We start from the raw sequence: 17,924 nt of genomic DNA, 5'->3' as shown, positions 1-17,924 counted from the left end.
TTTATTGAGGTTAATATTCAACAGCTAACTACGAATAATTTCTGTATTTTTGCCCTGCAAAAGCTATTTGCACTATGGAAAGAACTAGAGCCCACGAATCTAGAGCCGCTATCGAGCGATTGTACATCACCATGAGACATCTTTTTACCCGCGGCAGTTACAAGCCTATGGGGATATCCGGTGAAAGTCTGGTTGATGCTTTACGGATTTTGAGTCCTGAAATCTATGGATTGGTCACTGATCAAGAAAAGGTCGAGCTAGATGGGCTGCTATACGTGATGGAGCGCCTACCTAGAGGCATAGAAGAGTGTAGGCTGGTACGTCTCATCAGCAGAGAGGGATACGAATCTTCTAAAATGGAGGCCATAGTTCCCTCCAAAAGAAAACGGAATTGCTATAGGCTGGATGATCAGGTCATGTATGTGGAGATGACCCGCGGACGCTCTGATATCTACGATATCCTGACTCACCTCACTTTTCTGTATATAGAATCCAATAAGATTTTTGCCAACAGTACAGATCCAAAAGGTAAGATTTCCAATAACTGGCTGATGCTGGAGGAGTTTGTGCAAAAGGAAAAAGCCGGTGAGGAATTTGAAAAGGAGGCAGCAAGTGCCTACCTCAGCCATTTGATAGGTAGAACTTATGAAGAAACCATCAAGGCTGTAGATAAATTCGAAAAAAGCAGTAATTCCAATAGCTTGTTTTCCATCATCTACCACATGGGCAAACTGGCCCAGGAAGAAAGCAATAAGGGATTGGATCGGGAAATTTCATTTTCCACCACACTGAGAGAGCGAGTAGGGCATCACGTGTACGGGGAACAGTGGGCAGGTAGAATCAAGCAGGCTCTGGATGAAAATGACCTTTTAGAGCGGCCGATTCATATTATCTCAGCTAATCTTCACTCTGTAGTCAATACGATTTATGGAGTACAGCTTTTGGGTCTAAAAGACTATGAGGAGCTGGAATCGGTGGTGATGGATATCTCAGTTAATGCCAAAAACAATAAAGGAAGGGCAATTTCAACTTATGCCAAGAAACATGGGTTTATTGATTTGCCAGACTTGTCAGGGACAAATATAGGAGCCCAGATCATCGATACTGCTCAGCTAGAGCAGGAAGAGTTGATTCCTGGTGTCAAATTGCCCCTGGAAAAAGAAAAGCGACCGGTATTCGTGGTCATGGATTATGCCTTTGGAGAGCAGGCTTATGAGTGTTTTGATGAATTGCTGAAGCCTTATGAAAAAGATGGTAAATCCATTCCTCTAGATGTGATATCTACGGCTATCATGGGCAAAGCCGGTATTCTGTATGGTGGCAAGGGAGATCTGATGATTCCCAATGCCCACGTTTTTGAAGGAACTGCAGATAACTATCCATTCCGAAATGAATTTAAAAAGGCTGATTTCGAAGGCTTTGGTTTAGGCGTTTATTCCGGACCTATGATTACTGTTTTGGGTACCTCACTGCAGAATAAAGATATCCTTACCTATTTCATGCAATCTTCCTGGAAGGTGGTCGGTTTGGAAATGGAAGGAGCTCATTACCAAAAAGCCATTCAATCCGCATCAAAAATCAGGAGATCCATCCGCAGCAATGTAAAAGTGCTTTATGCCTACTATGCCTCAGACAATCCCCTGGAAACAGGGAGTACACTTGCTTCAGGCGCTTTGGGTATGGAGGGAGTAAGACCTACCTATCTGATTACGTATAAGATTTTGGAGAAGCTTTTTGGTTAAACCCAAGTATTCAGGCTGGACAGTAGCGTTCAGCCTTTTTTTTCGTCTTGAGGTAAAAAGCGTATCCATGAAATATCAGCTAGTACTTTTCCTGTTTTGCTTCCTTCTTTTCCAAAGCTGTCAAGATGAAAGCCCCTTAAATGTAGAAGAATTCTATTATGATCAAACGGCCTGTTCTGATCCCTGGATTTCGAGTTCCAGCAGTACCCAAGGAGAGCTTATAGAAGCTGTAGAGGACTACTTGCTTGCTGAAGGCATAAAGGGGGCCAGAGTGATTTCCATTACAGATGAAGGGGGCCAGCAAGATTGCGAAGCGTGTTTTTGCACCACAGGGAACAGGATCAATGTTGCAGTCAGCCTTGGCCAGCGAAGCAAGATGGAGCAGTTAGGTTTTAAGTAAGTAGAAATAAAATTAACTGATGCTCCGCAAGTTTCCAGTAATCCAAATTTCCTTGTACAACTAGCCAGTAGGGCGAAGACAGGTGTGAAATGCTGGCATGCTTTAGGCTCAAAACCCATTTGCTAGCCTCTATACACCATTATATACCAGGTGAGCCAGATGGCCAGTGGTAAGAAATAGCTAATGGCAACCACTATTGCGCTCTGGGATAGCGGCCTTCTACTGATCATATGAAATCCATACATCCAGAGAATCCCGTACATGATTTCGAAGATATTGATAGTAGCAAAAGCATAATGAAACTGTGGGGAGACATTTACCGGCCCTAGCAGTGCCAGTAAGGATAGTGGCCTGTATTCATCGATTTCCATATAAGTGACCGAGGAGTCAGGTGCGATATAGACCAAGAGACGAATGAGCTCTGGGAATACAAAAACCAGCTCAGCAATCAGCGCAAACTGCCAGAGCTCCTTATAGGGAACTTTATAACCTATCATAAATGCGCCCAGCCAAAACAGAAATGCGATGACGGTAAATTTCCAAAGTAAGGCAAATGGTGTCCAGAGGTAATTGAGCGCATTGAAAATGTGAAAAATCATAAAATCTCCTCTGGCTTCCAGGTTTTGAGAATCGGGTATGGCCTCAATGATCAGACTATTAGTCAAATAGCGGATCAAAAGGAAGAGAAATACCAGGACGAAAAAATAAATCCGTTTATCGAAATCTATCAGGTCTTTCAGACGTTGTGCTTCTGGAGAAAGAGTTTTAGCCATTTTTAGGAGGAATCTTGGTCAAATCTAAAATTTTGTTTGGGATTAGAACTAATTTTGGCGCTTAATTGGAAAGATTACTATGTTGAAAAGAGTAGGCTTATTGGTAGTTATGTGGTTCGCCGGGATGGTAGGTGTTTTTGCGCAGGCAGACACGGAGGATTCTCTCATTTCTTCCTCTCCTAAGTACCTGCTCCTAGATAAAGGTCTGCAATTTAGGATTACCACGGCCATCAACAGCATGTACAACTTTGATTTTGCTACGGCTGAGCGCGATTTTGCTGTGCTTGCCCACCAATACCCTAATCACCCACTTCCCGAGTTTCTGGTAGCCTTGGGCTATTGGTGGAGAATAGAGGTGGACGTTTCCAATGAAAAGTATGACGAGATATTCGTCAAATACCTGGACAGAGCCATAGAAAAAGCAGAGGCGATGTTTGATGCAGATGAAAGCAACAAAGAGGCCGCTTTTTTCCTTGCGGCATCTTATGGTTTTCAATCCAGATTATATTCTGAGCGGAAAAGCTGGACCAAAGCGGCCTGGGCCGGAAGAAATGCCCTGAAATACATGGACCTGAGCAGGGGGGAAGAGGAGTTTAATCCTGAATTGCTTCTAGGGGATGCGCTTTTTAATTATTTCTCAGTGTGGATTCCGGATAATTATCCTTTGCTGAAACCTGTCATGGCTTTATTCCCGAAAGGTAGCAAGGAACTTGGGCTACAGCAGCTAGAGCAAGTTGCAAACAATGCCTTTTACACCCGGGTGGAAGCGCAGTACTTTTTGTTCAGGCTTTATGCTTCTGAGGAAAAGGAACCTTTCAAAGCCCTTCAGATCTCAGAATATTTGCATCATAAGTTTCCAAATAACCCCTATTTCCACAGGTCCTATGCCAGGCACCTTTATACAGTGGGGAGATGGATAGAAGCAGTGGAGGAATCTGAGCAGATATTGGAAAGAATAGATTCAAATACCTTTGGCTATGAATCAAACAGCGGTCGGTATGCAGCTTTCTACCTGGCTCAGTTCAATGAGCGGATGGGGAATCGTGAAGAAGCCAAAAGATTTTACCTCAGAACCCTTTCTTTCGGTGAGGAATCAGAATCACAGGAAAGTGGGTATTACCTCTATTCCTTGGTTCAGCTGGGCAAAATGGCGAGTGAGGATGGACAGAAAGACTTGGCCAAAGATTACTTCAAAAAGGTGAAGAAATATGCCAAGCGTAAGCACCCTGCTCACAAGGAAGCCCGGGAATTTATCAAAAAGAATAAACTTTAATTCCGGTCTCGACGTTTTAAGAACTTAGAACAGGAGAAAATTTGAATTTTTCTCAGTGAGCACTGAATTTTAGTAGGATTGTTCGCTCAATTAGAGATAATTATTTAGAAAATTTCGATAATCCTGTTTAAAATTCTGATGAATGGTTTAAAACAATCATCATTTATATTAATTTTGCACCATATAAAATTTTGTAAATGCAAGAGATCATGGATCATAGCGTAAGAATAAAGTTTGATAAAATAGATAGAAGGATACTTGAAATCCTTCAGGCCAATGCCAAAATCACCAATGCTCAGCTTTCCAAGGATATAGGACTTTCTCCTGCTCCCACGCTGGAGCGTGTCAAGAAGCTAGAGCAGTCAGGAATCATCAAAAGCTATCATGCTAAACTAGACCCTGAAAAAATCGGATTGGGCGTGAGTACTTTTGTTCTAGTGAGCTTGATCGGTCACAACAAAGCAAATATTGATGCTTTCATGCGTGAAATCAATACTATTCCAGAGGTGATTGAGTGTCATCACATCACCGGTACTGGTGACTTTATTTTGAAAATCATCGCCAAAGACATCACAGCCTATCAGAAGCTGATGCTTGAAAAAGTGTCCGAAATCAAAGAAGTAGATTCCATGCAATCCATGGTGATTCTTTCTACTTTTAAGGATTCTAAAGTAATGCCAATCCCGGCTTAATCAGTCAGTAATAAATGCTAAAGGGTGGCTTTTTGTCACCCTTTTTTTTTGAAAAAAATGGAGGAAAACCCCTGGAAAACGCAAAAAATAACCCAGATCTATGAAAATCCATGGATCCAAGTGGAGCATCACAACATCATCAATCCTGCCGGGAATGCAGGGGTCTATGGCAAGGTGCATTTCAAAAACCGGGCGATGGGCATAATTCCTATAGATGCGGATAATAACACCTGGATAATAGGTCAGTATAGATATACTCTAGATGAGTATGCCTGGGAAATCCCCATGGGAGGAGGGCCTTTAGAAGAGGATCAGCTAGACAGTGCCAAGCGGGAGTTAAAGGAGGAAACGGGCCTGACCGCAGGAAAATGGACTGAAATCATGAAAATCCATACTTCCAACTCCGTAACCGACGAGGTGGGATTTGTGTATCTAGCACAAGAACTGACCCAGGGTGAAACTGAATTTGAGGAAACTGAGGTTTTGAAGATTAGGAAACTACCATTTGCTGATGTGCTGGAAATGGTAATGGATGGGAGGATTACCGATGCTATTAGCATAGCAGGAGTTCTCAAGGCAGCAAGATTACTAGAGCTTTAGCATGACAATCAAGGATCATTTTAAAACCACTTTTACGCTGGCTTTTCCGGTGGTACTCAGCCAACTGGGGCAGGTATTGGTAGGTGTTGCGGATAGTATGATGGTGGGGCGCTTGGGGGCAGTTCCTTTGGCGGCGGCTTCTCTGGGAAATAGCATATTTTTTGTCATCATGATGTTTGGAATGGGGATTTCTATGGGGATTACTCCATTGGTATCTGTGGCGGAAGGAAAGGGGAAGTTCAAGCGAATCGGTCACCTGTTTCAGCATGGGCTTTGGATCAACATTACCACAGCCATTTTGCTGACAGTAGTAGTGGTGGGCTTGGCTCAAGGATTACATTTTTTGGATCAGCCTGAGGAGGTGGTGAAGCTGACCGTGCCTTACTTGTTCATCATCACAGCGTCTCTTCTGCCATTTATGATTTTCCAGTCATTTAAGCAGTTGGCGGAGGGTATATCCCAGACCAAGCAGGCCATGTATGTCACGATTCTCTGCAATCTGGTCAATGTTTTTCTCAACTGGGTGTTGATATACGGTAACCTGGGCGCACCGGAAATGGGTTTGAATGGTGCAGGCTTGGCCACTTTGATCTCCAGAGTCATGATGCCCTTTGCCATGGGTATATACGTGATGCGCTCTAAACGGTATCGCGTGTTTAACCTTCAACTGGGTATAGGGAAACTACGCTTTTTGCTGCTCAATAGAATTTTGAAAATAGGCGTTCCCACAGGGTTTCAGTACATCTTTGAGGTTAGTGCATTCAGTACGGCTGCCATCATGATGGGGTGGATAGGTGTCAATGCTCTGGCTGCTCATCAGATCGCGATCAATCTGGCATCTGTAAGCTACATGATGGTGTCTGGGCTTAGTACCGCAGGCATGATCCGTGTCAGTAACCAAATTGGCCGGGCTAATTTCAAAAGTATGAGAGAGGCTGGGATGGTGGTTTTTGGGATGGTTTTGGTGTTTATGGCCATCACAGGATTGATTTTCATTTTAATGAGATTTTACCTTCCCACGCTCTATATAGACAATGCTGAAGTCATTGCCTTATCTGCTTCCTTGCTGATTATAGCGGGGATGTTCCAGCTTTCGGATGGGATACAGGTCGCAGGGTTGGGGGTGCTTAGAGGAATGGAAGACGTGCGGTTTCCTACTTTGATTACCTTGGTAGCTTACTGGGTGATAGGCCTTCCATTGGGCTATATTTTGGCATTCAAACTAGGTTTTGCTGAACGGGGAATCTGGTACGGGCTGCTGATCGGTCTGAGTGTGACAGCAGTGGTGTTGTTTTACAGGTTTCATAAATTGAGTAATCGCATGATCCAAGCAAATGATCCTGCAGTTCCGGTATCTTGATGCACTTTTTTACCCTTTCCGCAATTCTAGCTTTTTTGTTTTATCTTCAGGACTAATCCACCGTCTTATGATCAAAAAGTTACTCCACCTTTGCTCAGTTTTATTGATTTCCTCCCTTGTATATGCACAAGATAGTGCAGTTCTCACCCAGCGGGAGCAAGCAGAGGTGATAGATAACTGGCTGGAATACCGGATTGAGAACCTACTGCCGGAGCTGATGACGGAGACAGAGGTGGATATGTGGGTGGTGATTTCCCGGGAGTACAACGAAGATCCGGTAATCCGAACCATGCTTCCTGCCACCTGGCATGCAGCAAGAAGACGTACTATTTTGGTGATGTACCAGCCTGCGGCAAATGCTCCTGTGGAAACTTATGCAGTGGCTCGCTACGACGTAGGCAAATCTTTCAAAAGAGCTTGGGATCCGGAGAGCCAACCTGATCAATGGCAAGCTCTAATGGACTTGATTTCCTCGAAAAATCCAAAGAAGATCGGCTTGAACTATTCCAAAGACTATGGTCATGCGGACGGTTTGACCACCCATGAGCATCAGGTTTTTCTAAAATACTTGCCAGAAAACCTCCAATCAAAGGTGGTTTCCGCGCAGACCTTGGCTGTTCGCTGGTTAGAGACTAGAACTCAGCCTGAAATGGCTACTTACAAGCACATTCAAGAAATCGCCCATGCCATCGTGGCAGAGGGGCTTTCCGAAGCAGTGATTACTCCCGGAGTGACCACTACCGATGATGTGGTCTGGTGGTACCGGGAGAGGATCAAAGAACTGAAACTGGATACTTGGTTTCATCCATCGGTGGATATTCAGCGAGCAGATCCGGAAAATAAGGAGCAAAACAGAGACTTTGCGAGCAAGGCACCTGATTCTGTGATTATGCCAGGAGACTTGCTCCATGTGGACTTTGGGATTTCTTACCTAAGGTTAAATACTGATACGCAGGAAATGGCCTATGTGCTGAAAGCGGGAGAAACCCAGGTGCCGGACTACTTGCAAAAAGCCTTTAAGCAGGGGAACCGGGTTCAGGATATTCTGACTTCCAATTTTGTGACAGGAAGAACAGGGAATGAAATCCTTAGAGCCTCACGCAAAGCAATGGATGAAGAAGGCATACGAGGAAGTATTTATACCCATCCTTTGGGGTTTTATGGGCATTCTGCGGGTCCCACCATTGGCATGTGGGATAATCAAGGCGATACCCCAGGGGCAGGAGATTTTTCTTTGCATGCCTATACTGGCTATGCGATAGAATTGAATGCAGTGGTTTTTGTGCCGGAGTGGAACAAGGATGTGAGAATAATGCTGGAAGAAGGAGCCCTGTTTGACGGTCAAAAAGTGACCTATTACAATGGGAGACAGCAAGAGATCATACCAATACCGAGAGTTAGCTCGTACTTGGGCTACTGAGAGATTTTCTTCCCGCAGATATTCGCAGAAAAAGTGGCAGATAATCGCTGAGATTGTATTGGATTATCAAAAAAACTGCGTCAACCTACGATTTAGATCTGAGTAAATCTGCGGGAAATAACACCATCAATTCACCGGGGATCTTCTTACAAAAAACAAAGCCACAAATGCCAGTCCAGCAAATCCGGCACTGGTAAAAAACACGAGCTGGAAGTTTTCAGGATTGTTTGCAAAAAGAAAGCCTGAGGCCAGCGCTCCTATTCCTATGCCTGCCTCCAAGAATATGTACATGGTAGCCAATGCTCTGCCTCTAAATTCGTTAATGGAAAGGTCCACCACCCAAGCTGCCGTAGTGGGAGAGTACATACCCACGGCACATCCAAAAAGAACCCCGGAGCACATCATTAGGACTTTGCTGTCTGACAATCCAAGTAACAGCATGGCGCAGACCAGTGTAAAACATGCTGCACGCATAACGGGGACCCGTCCAAAGCGATCAGAGGTTTTTCCTGCCAGTAATCTGATTCCCAGGGAGGAAAGAGTGAAAATCCCGAAAAACAAGCCTTTATTAGCTATTCCCAGATAGGTTGAAAAATCAGGGATGATGGTCAGGACCACTCCAAAAGAAAAACAGCATAAGAAAAGTATCTCGGAAGGAACAAGCACCCTTTTCTCGATAATCTCATCTCTGTTCAACTGAAGCATTTTCCAGGAAATTGCTTCCTTGCGGGGAAGGGTTTCCTTCAATCTCCATAAGATCAAAATCGAAAATATAGCAGTGAATGCAGAGACATAGAAAACGGTATCTATAGTAAATATGGTCGCCAAATATCCACCTACAGCCGGTCCTGCGGCCATTCCTAGCGACCCAAAAAGAGAAAACAGTCCCATAGCTTCTCCACGTTTCTGATAGGGAACCAGGTCTGCCACATACGCCGAAGCACCAGTAGGGGTGAAGCCCGTAGAGAAACCATGCACAAACCTGAGGAAAAGAAACCCACCTACGAAGCTGAGCAAAGGATAAAGCAAACCTACCACAAAGCACACAGAAGCTCCGATCATCATCACAGGGATTCTCCCGATTTTGTCTGCCAGTTTCCCGCTGAAAGGCCTAGACAATCCTGCCGAAAGTGTGAAAAGAGAAATAATCAAGCCTTTATATTCCGCGCCGCCCATGTTATCCAGATACGCCGGCAGCTCCGGGATAATCATATTGAAAGAAGCGAAAAAGAGAAATGAACTCAGGCAGAGCAAAGAAAAATCAAGGCTGAAAAAGGAATGTGGTTTTCGCATGTATGGCACGAAAATAAGAAAAATTAGTAGCTAGCTTAAAGTACCCATAGTAAAGAACCTCCAACCTTTTGATGGTGCCATGTCCCATCATTATTCCCAGATCCACGGGTTGCACCCGCGGTTACGCCACAGCGCACAGGTATTGAAAAGTTGGACCACTTCGTGGTCGTGGGTCGCAGGCGAAAAACCATGCCGATCAAACGATCCCGAAGGGATCAAACCTCTCAATAACCATGGGTGCAACCCATGGCAGATAAAGGAGCTGATCAACCCCACGACCCTGTTCTCAAAAGGCAGATCCGAAGGCGACCAAGCTATAATAAACAAGAAAAGCCGGGAGTTACCCCGGCCTTGCTATGTTAATTGAAATAAGTCTGAGGTAGCAAACCACCTACTCTTTACTCGCCTGTTCTTCGCTTTGCGCCAGCAAGAATGCCTTCATAAACTCATTCAAACCTCCATCCAGCACATGCTGGGTATCGGAAGTTTCATGTCCGGTTCGGTTGTCTTTCACCAGTTTATAGGGGTGAAGGACATAGTTCCGGATCTGGCTCCCAAAATCCACACGCATTTTGGAGGATTCTATTTTGGCGATTTCTGCATTTCTTTTCTCCAGTTCTAGCTGATACAGCCTGGATTTTAGCATTTGCATGGCTTTTTCCCGGTTGGCTAGCTGCGAACGCTCGATCTGGCAGACTACCACGATTCCGGTGGGCTTATGGGTCAACTGCACCTTGGTTTCTACCTTGTTTACATTCTGTCCACCTGCACCGCCAGAGCGGGAGGTATGCAGCTCAACATCGGCAGGGTTGATTTCTATCTCTATGGAGTCATCCACTTCAGGGTAGGCATAGACGGAGGCAAAGGAAGTATGTCGTCTTCCGCCAGAGTCAAAAGGGGAGATCCTTACCAAGCGGTGTACGCCTGTTTCGGATTTTAGAAATCCATAGGCAAGCGGCCCTTCGAATTCCAGTGTACAGGATTTGATTCCTGCCACCTCGCCTGGCTGCACATCTACTTCTTTCACTTTATAGCCATTCTTTTCGCCCCACATGATGTACATACGCATCAGGATGGAAGCCCAATCGTTTGACTCAGTGCCTCCAGCTCCGGGGTTGATCTCCAGGACAGCATTGAGCTGATCTTCCTGAGAGGAAAGCATTTTTTTCAGTTCCAGTTCTTGAACAGCATCTTCTGCCTTGGCGTATTCAGATTTGATTTCCTCTTCAGAGACCTCCTCAGCGCTATAAAATTCATAGAGCACGTCTAGGTCTTCGATGATTTTATTCAAATTTTCGAAGGCTCCTGTCCAGGCTTTTCTGGCCTGAATCTGTTTCATGGTTTTTTCTGCCTCATCTGGGTCGTTCCAGAATTCCGGCTGTGCCGATACGGCCTCTAGGTCTTCTATTTCTACTTTCTTACGATCGTAGTCAAAGATACCTCCTCAAAGCCGAAGTGCGGGCTTTCAAGTCTTTCAGTTGTTCTGAAGTCATCTGTCTAGGGTGTAAAATTTAGGTTGCAAAAGTCAGAAAAAATATCCGCTTTTGCCAGTTAAGTTCGATTAATCCATGCGCATTTGGATCAGCTGGATCTTGTTTCTGCCCTGGTTTTTGAAGATTTTGTAGCGTAAGGGCAACATGGCCAGACCGGTACCGATCAGAATGGCCGAGGTGAGTCCCACTCCTTTATCTATGGAAAACTCCTTGTCGTGGTAGATGCTGTTGATGGATTCTGCACCTAGAAAAATCACTCCGGCGCCGAGTACAAGCGCATTCATGGCACCCAAGGTTCCGTTTCGTTTATCCTTTTTGCGAATATCGATTTCAGTAATGGCATCAGGTGAAAGGATGTTTTCACGCAGGTAGATGAAATTCTGATCTATGCTCACGATGACATCTGTGATGAAGTAATCGATTTTTGTGCTTTTGTAAGTGATTTCCTCTCCTGGATAATAGCGGATCTGAGATTTTTGGTTGGCTCCTCTTTTCAATAATACAAAATCGGTAGACTGGGCGAATCCGGAGAAAGAAGCGGCGAATAAAAGGAAAAAAACTACTAGATATTTCATGCGCTTAAATTTGGAGAAAGATAAACCACATGAAATCTCGCTTGCTTGATAGTTGTCCCTTCATTTGGGTGGTTTATGGTGCTCAGATTCATTACTCTAAATAAATGTAAAATGAGTAAAGAATCATGCTGTATTTTCTTAAAATTTAATAATTCGTTCAATTTTACAGGATAAATTCTGCATAGTTCTTTTATTTTACTTCAATACGGTGTCTCAATAAGGGCTATGCTCAGATTTGCAGGTTAGCTTCACACCTTGTCTCATCTGCTCAGCAGACCCAAGCAGCTATTCCTTACTTACCAGATTCTAGAAGGCTTATGGCTTTTAACCTACCTTATGCATTTGCGATTCTTTTAGGGCTAGTAATTACTTCAAAATCAGATGCTACGTTGCCGTTTGTGCCCCTGCCTACCGGTCAGGCAGGGGCACCATCCCTTAAGTATGGGATGCCTTAGTCTCCAAACAGCCTGATTTTATTGCAATTGCTGCCCTCATAACGAAACCTAATGCAAAAGACGGGTTTATAGCAGATGATGTACGCTTCTCTACCAGCTGCGCTGAATGTAAAAAAGGCTGCCTATTTTTAATAGACAGCCTTTTTTAATTGGTTAAACTTATATCAGATAGCTATGATCCAATTATGCGGATCGGCTACCTGCCCATATTTGATTCCGTCTAGCTCGGCCAATACCCTGTGAGAAAATGCATCCTGAGGTTTTTCCGGCAAGAGGTAGTCCTTTCCATTTACGTTGATGCGCTGTACATGTGCTATGGTGGCTGCAGTACCTGTGCCAAAGGCTTCCTCTAAGGTGCCTTCGATTAGTGCTGTCTCCAGTTCAGATACAGTCAAAAACCGCTCTTCTAAGGGTTGGTTCCAATCTGCCGCCAACTGGATCACGGAATCTCTGGTGATTCCTTTCAGTATGGTCCCTGTATTGGTAGGGGCAGTGATCAGTGTACCGTTGATTTTGAACATGATGTTCATGGTGCCACTTTCTTCTATCTTGCTATGGCTTTTGCCATCGGTCCAGAGCAGCTGGTCATATCCGGCTTTTTGAGCTTGGAGAGCAGGGTAGAGGGATGCGGCATAATTGCCAGCAGTTTTAGCAGCTCCTGTACCTCCTTCAGTTGCTCTGGTGAAGTTAGTTTCTACTTTTACGCTTACAGGCTTGCTGTAGTAGTTGCCTACCGGGCAGGTCAAGATGATGAATTTGTAGGTGTCTGAAGGTTTCACTCCTATGTAATCATCTGTGGCAAACATATAAGGTCGCACATATAATGAAGCTCCTTTGGCAGTAGGTACCCAACCTCTATCTAAATCTATAAGCTGGGTAAGGCCTTCCATGAAGATTTCTTGTGGCAGCTCAGGCATACACATTCGCTCGGCTGACTCATTCAACCTTCTCCAGTTGGCATCGGCCCTAAAGACCAGGATTTTACCATTTTCATCTCTATAGGCTTTTAAGCCTTCAAAGATAGACTGTCCGTAATGTAGCGTGGCATTGGCAGGATTTAAACTCAATGGGCCATAGGGCTCAATGCGCAAGTCTGTCCATTCACCATTTTTATAATCTGCCACAAACATGTGGTCACTGATGGTGCGTCCAAAAGCTAAGTTGGAAAAGTCTGTTTGGGATAGTCTAGAGTTCTGAACTTTAGTTATCGGTAGGGCAAGTTGTGTCTTCATTTGTTTTGCCTTTAATCTGGCTGTGCCAAGATAGCTAATTATTATTTTCTGGGATTCCAGGTTATTTCATTTACGTTGAGCTCTTGGGCCATTTTGCGGCACAAGACAAAAAGGTAATCTGAAAGTCTATTTAAGTACTTGATGACTAATTCTGAGACTTCTTCCATCGCTGCCAGCTCACTTACGATTCTTTCACACCTTCTGCAAACGGTACGGGCCAGATGGCCAAATGATACTGAAGGGTGTCCTCCAGGAAGTATAAACGACTTTAATGGGGGAAGCGGTTTTTCCATTTCATCGATTTGCTTTTCCAGCATTTCGATATCTGACTCCAGTAAATCCGGTTTTTTCACGTTTTGTTTGGCGGGATCCGTCGCCAGATCAGCCCCTATGGTGAAGAGTCTATCTTGGATTTCCTTCAAGACCTCAGCACGCATCCAGTTTACTTCCTGGTCTTTGAGCATGCCAATGTGGGAATTAAGCTCATCCACGGTGCCATAAGCATCGATTCTTACATCAAATTTAGGAACCCTAGTACCTCCCAAAAGGGAAGTTTGACCTTCATCACCGGTTTTTGTATAGATTTTCATTGATTTGCCCTTGCTTCTCTAAGGACAAAAATAAGAATCTATTTGAATTTATATGCCTGTTTAGACTTGCATTGCTGCTCCTCGTGTAGGATTAGGATTGACCGTGTCAGTTTCTACTAGTCCATCCCTTAATCTTACTATTCTGTGTGCGTAGTGGGCGATGTCATCCTCGTGCGTCACCATGATGATGGTGTTGCCTTTGGAGTGAAGGTCATGGAAAAGCTCCATGATGTCATAGGAGGTTTTGGTATCCAAGTTACCGGTAGGCTCATCCGCTAAAATAATACTGGGATTGTTCACTAGCGCTCTGGCAATGGCGACACGCTGTCGCTGTCCACCTGAAAGTTCATTGGGGCGGTGCTGCGTACGGTCGCCTAAGCCTACATTACTTAAGGCCTGAAAGGCTATTTCCTCGCGTTCGGCCTTGCTCAAGCCCGCGTATACCAAAGGAAGAGCTACATTTTCCAAACAACTTGCTCTAGGCAATAGGTTGAACGTCTGAAATACAAACCCAATCTCTTTGTTTCTGATTTCTGCCAATTCATTTTCAGTCATATCAGAAACGTCCTTGTTATTCAAGACATAAGTGCCGGAAGTAGGGGTGTCCAAGCAACCGATGATATTCATCAAGGTGGATTTTCCAGAGCCAGAAGGTCCCATGAACGCCACATATTCTCCTTTGTTTACTGAAATGGAGACGGACTTGAGGGCCTGAATAATCTCAGATCCCATTTTGTAGGTTTTATTAAGTTCGTGGGTTTCTATAATCTTGGTCATGGTAGAAAATTTTGCTTAAGATAAGGTTTCAATGGATAAAAATCAGAAGGTATGGGTACAAAAAACGTTAACTCCCCTCAATTTGTTGACTGTAAGAGTTCTTTCAGGTCGTTTTCAGCTACCCAAAGTGCCAATTCCTCTATGGCTGCCTGGGCGTAATTGTCCAGTCCTACTGCGAGCGCTGCTTCTATTTTATGCTTCCAGAGAATAGGATCCCGGTTAAACTCAGAGGCAGCATTGAGCAGTTCATATTGTTCGAGAGGGTCGTTTAAAGATTTTAATTTACTGAAAATCAAGGGTGTAAGGTATGGGTTTGCGGCTGCTTCTTCCCCGGTGTTCAGCCAGGAGATGAAGGCTTTTATAGATTCTGTATTTCCTAAGTCAGGATTGGAAACAAAGGATTGTAGGTTCTGCTGTTCTCCGATTTTTGCTTGGATATAAGCTGCCAAATCTCTCAGTTGACCTTGGGAAAGTCCGTGAGCTTTATGAGAAATAATCCGAATAGCCATGTCCGTTTTCAGATCAGAATCGGCACTTGTCTGCCATTGTTGGTACAGTTTCTCAGGTAAACTCTGGTGAAAAGTGCTGATGCTGTTTAAATATTCCGGCACAATAGGGCCTTCCTCTGTGAGGTAGGTAGGCAGTAGTACCTGATATTTTTCCCGGATTTCTACGGCCTTGTCCGGCATGCCAGCCAGTCCAAATATACTCCAATGCTGCGTGTCAAATGCCTGAAATCCCTTTTCCTCAGCAGCAATAAATTCATTGGCAGACTTCTGAAAATCCAGGTTTTGCGCAAGAATGCTTCCTGAGAGCTGCAAATAATAACCTGCATCATTTGGGTTTCTGAATGCTAATCCGTTGAGGTTTTTGACTGCTTCAGTTACACGACCAGCTCCCAGACTTCTGATCACAGCTGTTTCTTGCATGTCCATCAAGTACAGATTCATCTCTTCCTTTTGTCCTAGGCTATCCAGTAGGGCCAGGTCTGCTGTAGGGTTTTCTCTGTTTTTCTGCGAAAACACATTTCTCAAAGCCGCCTGAATCAACATAGGTGAGTCCGAAGATTCTGCTTTCTCTTTCAAAGCCAGTAAAAGTTCTTGGGCCGGATTATTCGCCAGTGCATTTGAAGTGGCCAATTCATTGATCTGGGAGATGAAATCATCGCTTGAAGTGGCACTGATGGATGGCTGACCAAGTTTTGTTTTGAGGGCTAAAGTATTGGCGTGGAGCACTGGGTTTTTTGTTTCCAGACTTTCCAGCACTGCCAATGCCTGTTCTGTTTTATTGAGCTTGGTAAGTAATAAACTCAGGTTATTTGCCAAATGAGGGCTGTTTGGAAAAATAGCGAGGCCTCTTTCCAGGTAATATGCCGCGTCTATTACATTGTTTTCCTGATGCAATCGGTCACTCAGCAGCATGATATTTTCTACCTGCGGAGCATCCGAAAAGCTTTCCTCCAGATGAAGTTTTGCCTGGGAAGGTTGATTTTGTTCCAATAGCAAATGAGCTACAGCATTCTTTGCTTTGGGGTTTTTTCTATAGCGCATCCATGCATTTTCATACATGATCCCAGCCTCAAGTTTTTGGTCAGTTTCATAGAAATAATCAGCCAATATGTTGCTGGACATAGCGTTAGCCTGTACTCCTATGATGCCTTCCGCATAGGTAGTCAACACCAGCATTCCGATTAATCCTCCGATTCTGACGTGATAGTAAACCAAGGAATAGGGTTTGTAAAGGACTTTTTCAACCGCCTGTCCAGAATTCATAATGGAGGTGAAATTGGCAAATAGGTAAACGGTGAAGAATAGGGAAAAGCCGATCTGACTATAAGTCAATAAATGTTTAAAAAGCTCTTCAGCAGGCTGGTTTCCGGAGATTTTGAATTTCCAAACCATCCAGAGAGCCATCCCAAAACCAAGGATATGAAGTGTTTTGATCACCATGGGGCTACTGATCAACTGCTCACTCTGCTTGGTTTTTTCTTGGATAGAAATCCAACCCAAAACACCCATAGGGATGAGTAGAAATAGAGGGGAGAAAGTAGGAAATGGAAGGTTTAACTCTCCTTGTAGTTCTTGTAAAATAAAGATCAGCGTGGCAATATAGACCAAGGTGATCAGCGCTATTTGAACAGCTATATTTAGCTTGATATTGCGGTTGGCTCTGGCCAGGAGGATGTAAATACCAGAAATCACGCTATGCCCGTTCCAGAAAACCCAGGCAATAGCCATCCCAAATCCAAGCAGTAAAGAGTGCTCGGAGAGGTAGATTTCCGGATGTTTGATGGGACTTAGCCAAAGTACCAGAGCGAGTGAAAGTATAGTGCTGGAGAATAGGAGTAATCCTTTGAAAAAAAGTGGGATATACGTTCCCCAGATGTTTAATGTAATAACAGGAATCAAGGTGCCTGCCATTAAGATCATCAGCGGAAAGGTGGTGTTTTGACCATAAATATTTAGCGCGTTGAAATCACTGAGGGTAAGAAGGACTATCCAAATCACTCCACCAATAATAAAATACAGTCTTTTGAACTCGCTGAGTACGGTCAAAGCTGCTACGCTGATCAGCCACACTATTCCTGCAAATACTAGGGATTGCTTGCCTTGCAGACTTGGGGCGAGTGATTTGAATTCTTGAAAGACCAGAAAATTATCCACTTTGATGGGAAAGGATATGGGGCCGATCTGTACCCAATCAAACGGAATGGCTACCGTATCTAGAAAGCTTGCCGGAGCTAAATTGAGATAAGGTTGTGGATCAAAAATTAAGTAGTAAAGTGCAAAAAGCCCTCCCGGGATAAGCAATAGAAGGGCGAGTACTTTCAGAAAAACGGAGCTTTTAGGATGCTGTGATTGGGGCATTATTCTAATACCTTGGGTACGCGGAAATAGTCTTCATCACGTTTGGGGGCATTTTTCAACCCAGCTTCGTGATCCAGGTGAGAGGTCATTTTATCTTCTCTCATCACGTTTGTTTCTGAAGACATGGTCGTGAGCGGTTCTACATCTTTGGTATCTAGCTCATTGAGCTGCTCCACCCAATCCAGAATTTGGCTCATGTCTTTGGACATTTTTTCCGCACTGCTTTCGTCAAATTCCAGTCGGGCTAGGTGAGCAATTTTTTTGATGGAATTTTGATCTATTTTCATGTGTTTATAATTTTTTTTTAAGGTCACATGGAATCTTCGCATGAATTATAATCATCCCTCTGTGTGTCGCTTCGGGTCATGCTTGATTTCATATG

16 protein-coding genes are annotated in these 17,924 nt (G+C 44.1%); 7 read left to right on the top strand and 9 right to left on the bottom strand.

The features are described 5' to 3' along the window. Positions 1 to 74 precede the first annotated feature (74 nt). Both PBT90_RS09980 and PBT90_RS09975 read left to right on the top strand, forming a co-directional pair. A complete protein-coding gene (locus PBT90_RS09980) occupies positions 75 to 1,742 on the top strand; it encodes a DUF6909 family protein (protein WP_264810306.1) in 1,668 nt (555 codons plus the stop codon). Between the two features lie 67 nt (positions 1,743 to 1,809). Further along, the gene (locus PBT90_RS09975; protein WP_264810305.1) at positions 1,810 to 2,142 is read left to right on the top strand and encodes a hypothetical protein; all 333 of its coding nucleotides are present in this window, start codon (positions 1,810 to 1,812) and stop codon (positions 2,140 to 2,142) included. 122 nt (positions 2,143 to 2,264) lie between these two features. Here the strand turns inward: PBT90_RS09975 and PBT90_RS09970 are convergent, their stop codons facing one another. Next, entirely contained in the window at positions 2,265 to 2,915 is a 651-nt protein-coding gene (locus tag PBT90_RS09970; RefSeq protein ID WP_264810303.1) for a sulfate ABC transporter permease, read from the bottom strand. A 79-nt stretch (positions 2,916 to 2,994) separates the two neighbouring features. Here PBT90_RS09970 and PBT90_RS09965 point away from each other — a divergent pair, with 79 nt between their 5' ends. The 5 genes from PBT90_RS09965 (at position 2,995) to PBT90_RS09945 (ending at position 8,260) form a co-directional block, all read left to right on the top strand. Further along, positions 2,995 to 4,188 carry a tetratricopeptide repeat protein gene (locus PBT90_RS09965; protein ID WP_264810302.1) on the top strand — a complete coding sequence of 398 codons (1,194 nt, stop codon included), beginning with the start codon at positions 2,995 to 2,997 and terminating at the stop codon, positions 4,186 to 4,188. Positions 4,189 to 4,397: 209 nt separating this feature from the next. Beyond that, positions 4,398 to 4,880: an Lrp/AsnC family transcriptional regulator gene (locus tag PBT90_RS09960; RefSeq protein ID WP_264811433.1), complete on the top strand. Its 483-nt coding sequence runs from the start codon at positions 4,398 to 4,400 to the stop codon at positions 4,878 to 4,880. A 57-nt stretch (positions 4,881 to 4,937) separates the two neighbouring features. Beyond that, positions 4,938 to 5,480: an NUDIX domain-containing protein gene (locus tag PBT90_RS09955; protein ID WP_264810300.1), complete on the top strand. Its 543-nt coding sequence runs from the start codon at positions 4,938 to 4,940 to the stop codon at positions 5,478 to 5,480. A 1-nt stretch (position 5,481) separates the two neighbouring features. Beyond that, a complete protein-coding gene (locus PBT90_RS09950; protein ID WP_264810299.1) occupies positions 5,482 to 6,840 on the top strand; it encodes an MATE family efflux transporter in 1,359 nt (452 codons plus the stop codon). Between the two features lie 67 nt (positions 6,841 to 6,907). Next, a complete protein-coding gene (locus PBT90_RS09945; protein WP_264810298.1) occupies positions 6,908 to 8,260 on the top strand; it encodes an aminopeptidase P family protein in 1,353 nt (450 codons plus the stop codon). Positions 8,261 to 8,386: 126 nt separating this feature from the next. On the opposite strand, the gene PBT90_RS09940 is transcribed toward PBT90_RS09945, so the two are convergent. The 8 genes from PBT90_RS09940 to gatC form a co-directional block, all read right to left on the bottom strand. Next, positions 8,387 to 9,553 carry an MFS transporter gene (locus PBT90_RS09940; RefSeq protein WP_264810297.1) on the bottom strand — a complete coding sequence of 389 codons (1,167 nt, stop codon included), beginning with the start codon at positions 9,551 to 9,553 and terminating at the stop codon, positions 8,387 to 8,389. 391 nt (positions 9,554 to 9,944) lie between these two features. After that, a protein-coding gene (prfB, locus tag PBT90_RS09935) for a peptide chain release factor 2 (protein WP_264810296.1) occupies positions 9,945 to 11,046 on the bottom strand; the annotation gives its coding sequence in 2 pieces (ribosomal slippage) (positions 9,945 to 10,985 and positions 10,987 to 11,046; 1,101 coding nt in all). A 68-nt stretch (positions 11,047 to 11,114) separates the two neighbouring features. Beyond that, positions 11,115 to 11,621, bottom strand: coding sequence for a hypothetical protein (locus PBT90_RS09930; RefSeq protein ID WP_264810294.1), 507 nt, complete (start codon positions 11,619 to 11,621; stop codon positions 11,115 to 11,117). A gap of 619 nt (positions 11,622 to 12,240) precedes the next feature. Further along, the gene (locus tag PBT90_RS09925) at positions 12,241 to 13,308 is read right to left on the bottom strand and encodes a branched-chain amino acid aminotransferase (RefSeq protein WP_264810291.1); all 1,068 of its coding nucleotides are present in this window, start codon (positions 13,306 to 13,308) and stop codon (positions 12,241 to 12,243) included. Positions 13,309 to 13,349: 41 nt separating this feature from the next. Next, positions 13,350 to 13,898, bottom strand: a complete 549-nt coding sequence (locus PBT90_RS09920) for a cob(I)yrinic acid a,c-diamide adenosyltransferase (protein ID WP_264810290.1) — start codon at positions 13,896 to 13,898, stop codon at positions 13,350 to 13,352. Positions 13,899 to 13,958: 60 nt separating this feature from the next. Then, on the bottom strand, positions 13,959 to 14,675 hold the full coding sequence (locus tag PBT90_RS09915) for an ABC transporter ATP-binding protein (RefSeq protein ID WP_270133032.1): 717 nt from the start codon (positions 14,673 to 14,675) through the stop codon (positions 13,959 to 13,961). A 77-nt stretch (positions 14,676 to 14,752) separates the two neighbouring features. Then, positions 14,753 to 17,542 (bottom strand): tetratricopeptide repeat protein, encoded by a 2,790-nt coding sequence (locus PBT90_RS09910; protein ID WP_264810289.1) that lies wholly within the window; start codon positions 17,540 to 17,542, stop codon positions 14,753 to 14,755. After that, entirely contained in the window at positions 17,542 to 17,829 is a 288-nt protein-coding gene (gene gatC / locus PBT90_RS09905) for an Asp-tRNA(Asn)/Glu-tRNA(Gln) amidotransferase subunit GatC (protein ID WP_264810287.1), read from the bottom strand. The genes PBT90_RS09910 and gatC overlap by 1 nt, the downstream gene beginning before the upstream one ends. Between the last annotated feature and the right edge of the window lie 95 nt (positions 17,830 to 17,924).

Source organism: Algoriphagus sp. TR-M9, assembly GCF_027594545.1.
Lineage (GTDB): Bacteria > Bacteroidota > Bacteroidia > Cytophagales > Cyclobacteriaceae > Algoriphagus > Algoriphagus halophytocola.
This window is presented reverse-complemented; position numbering and strand designations above follow the sequence as displayed.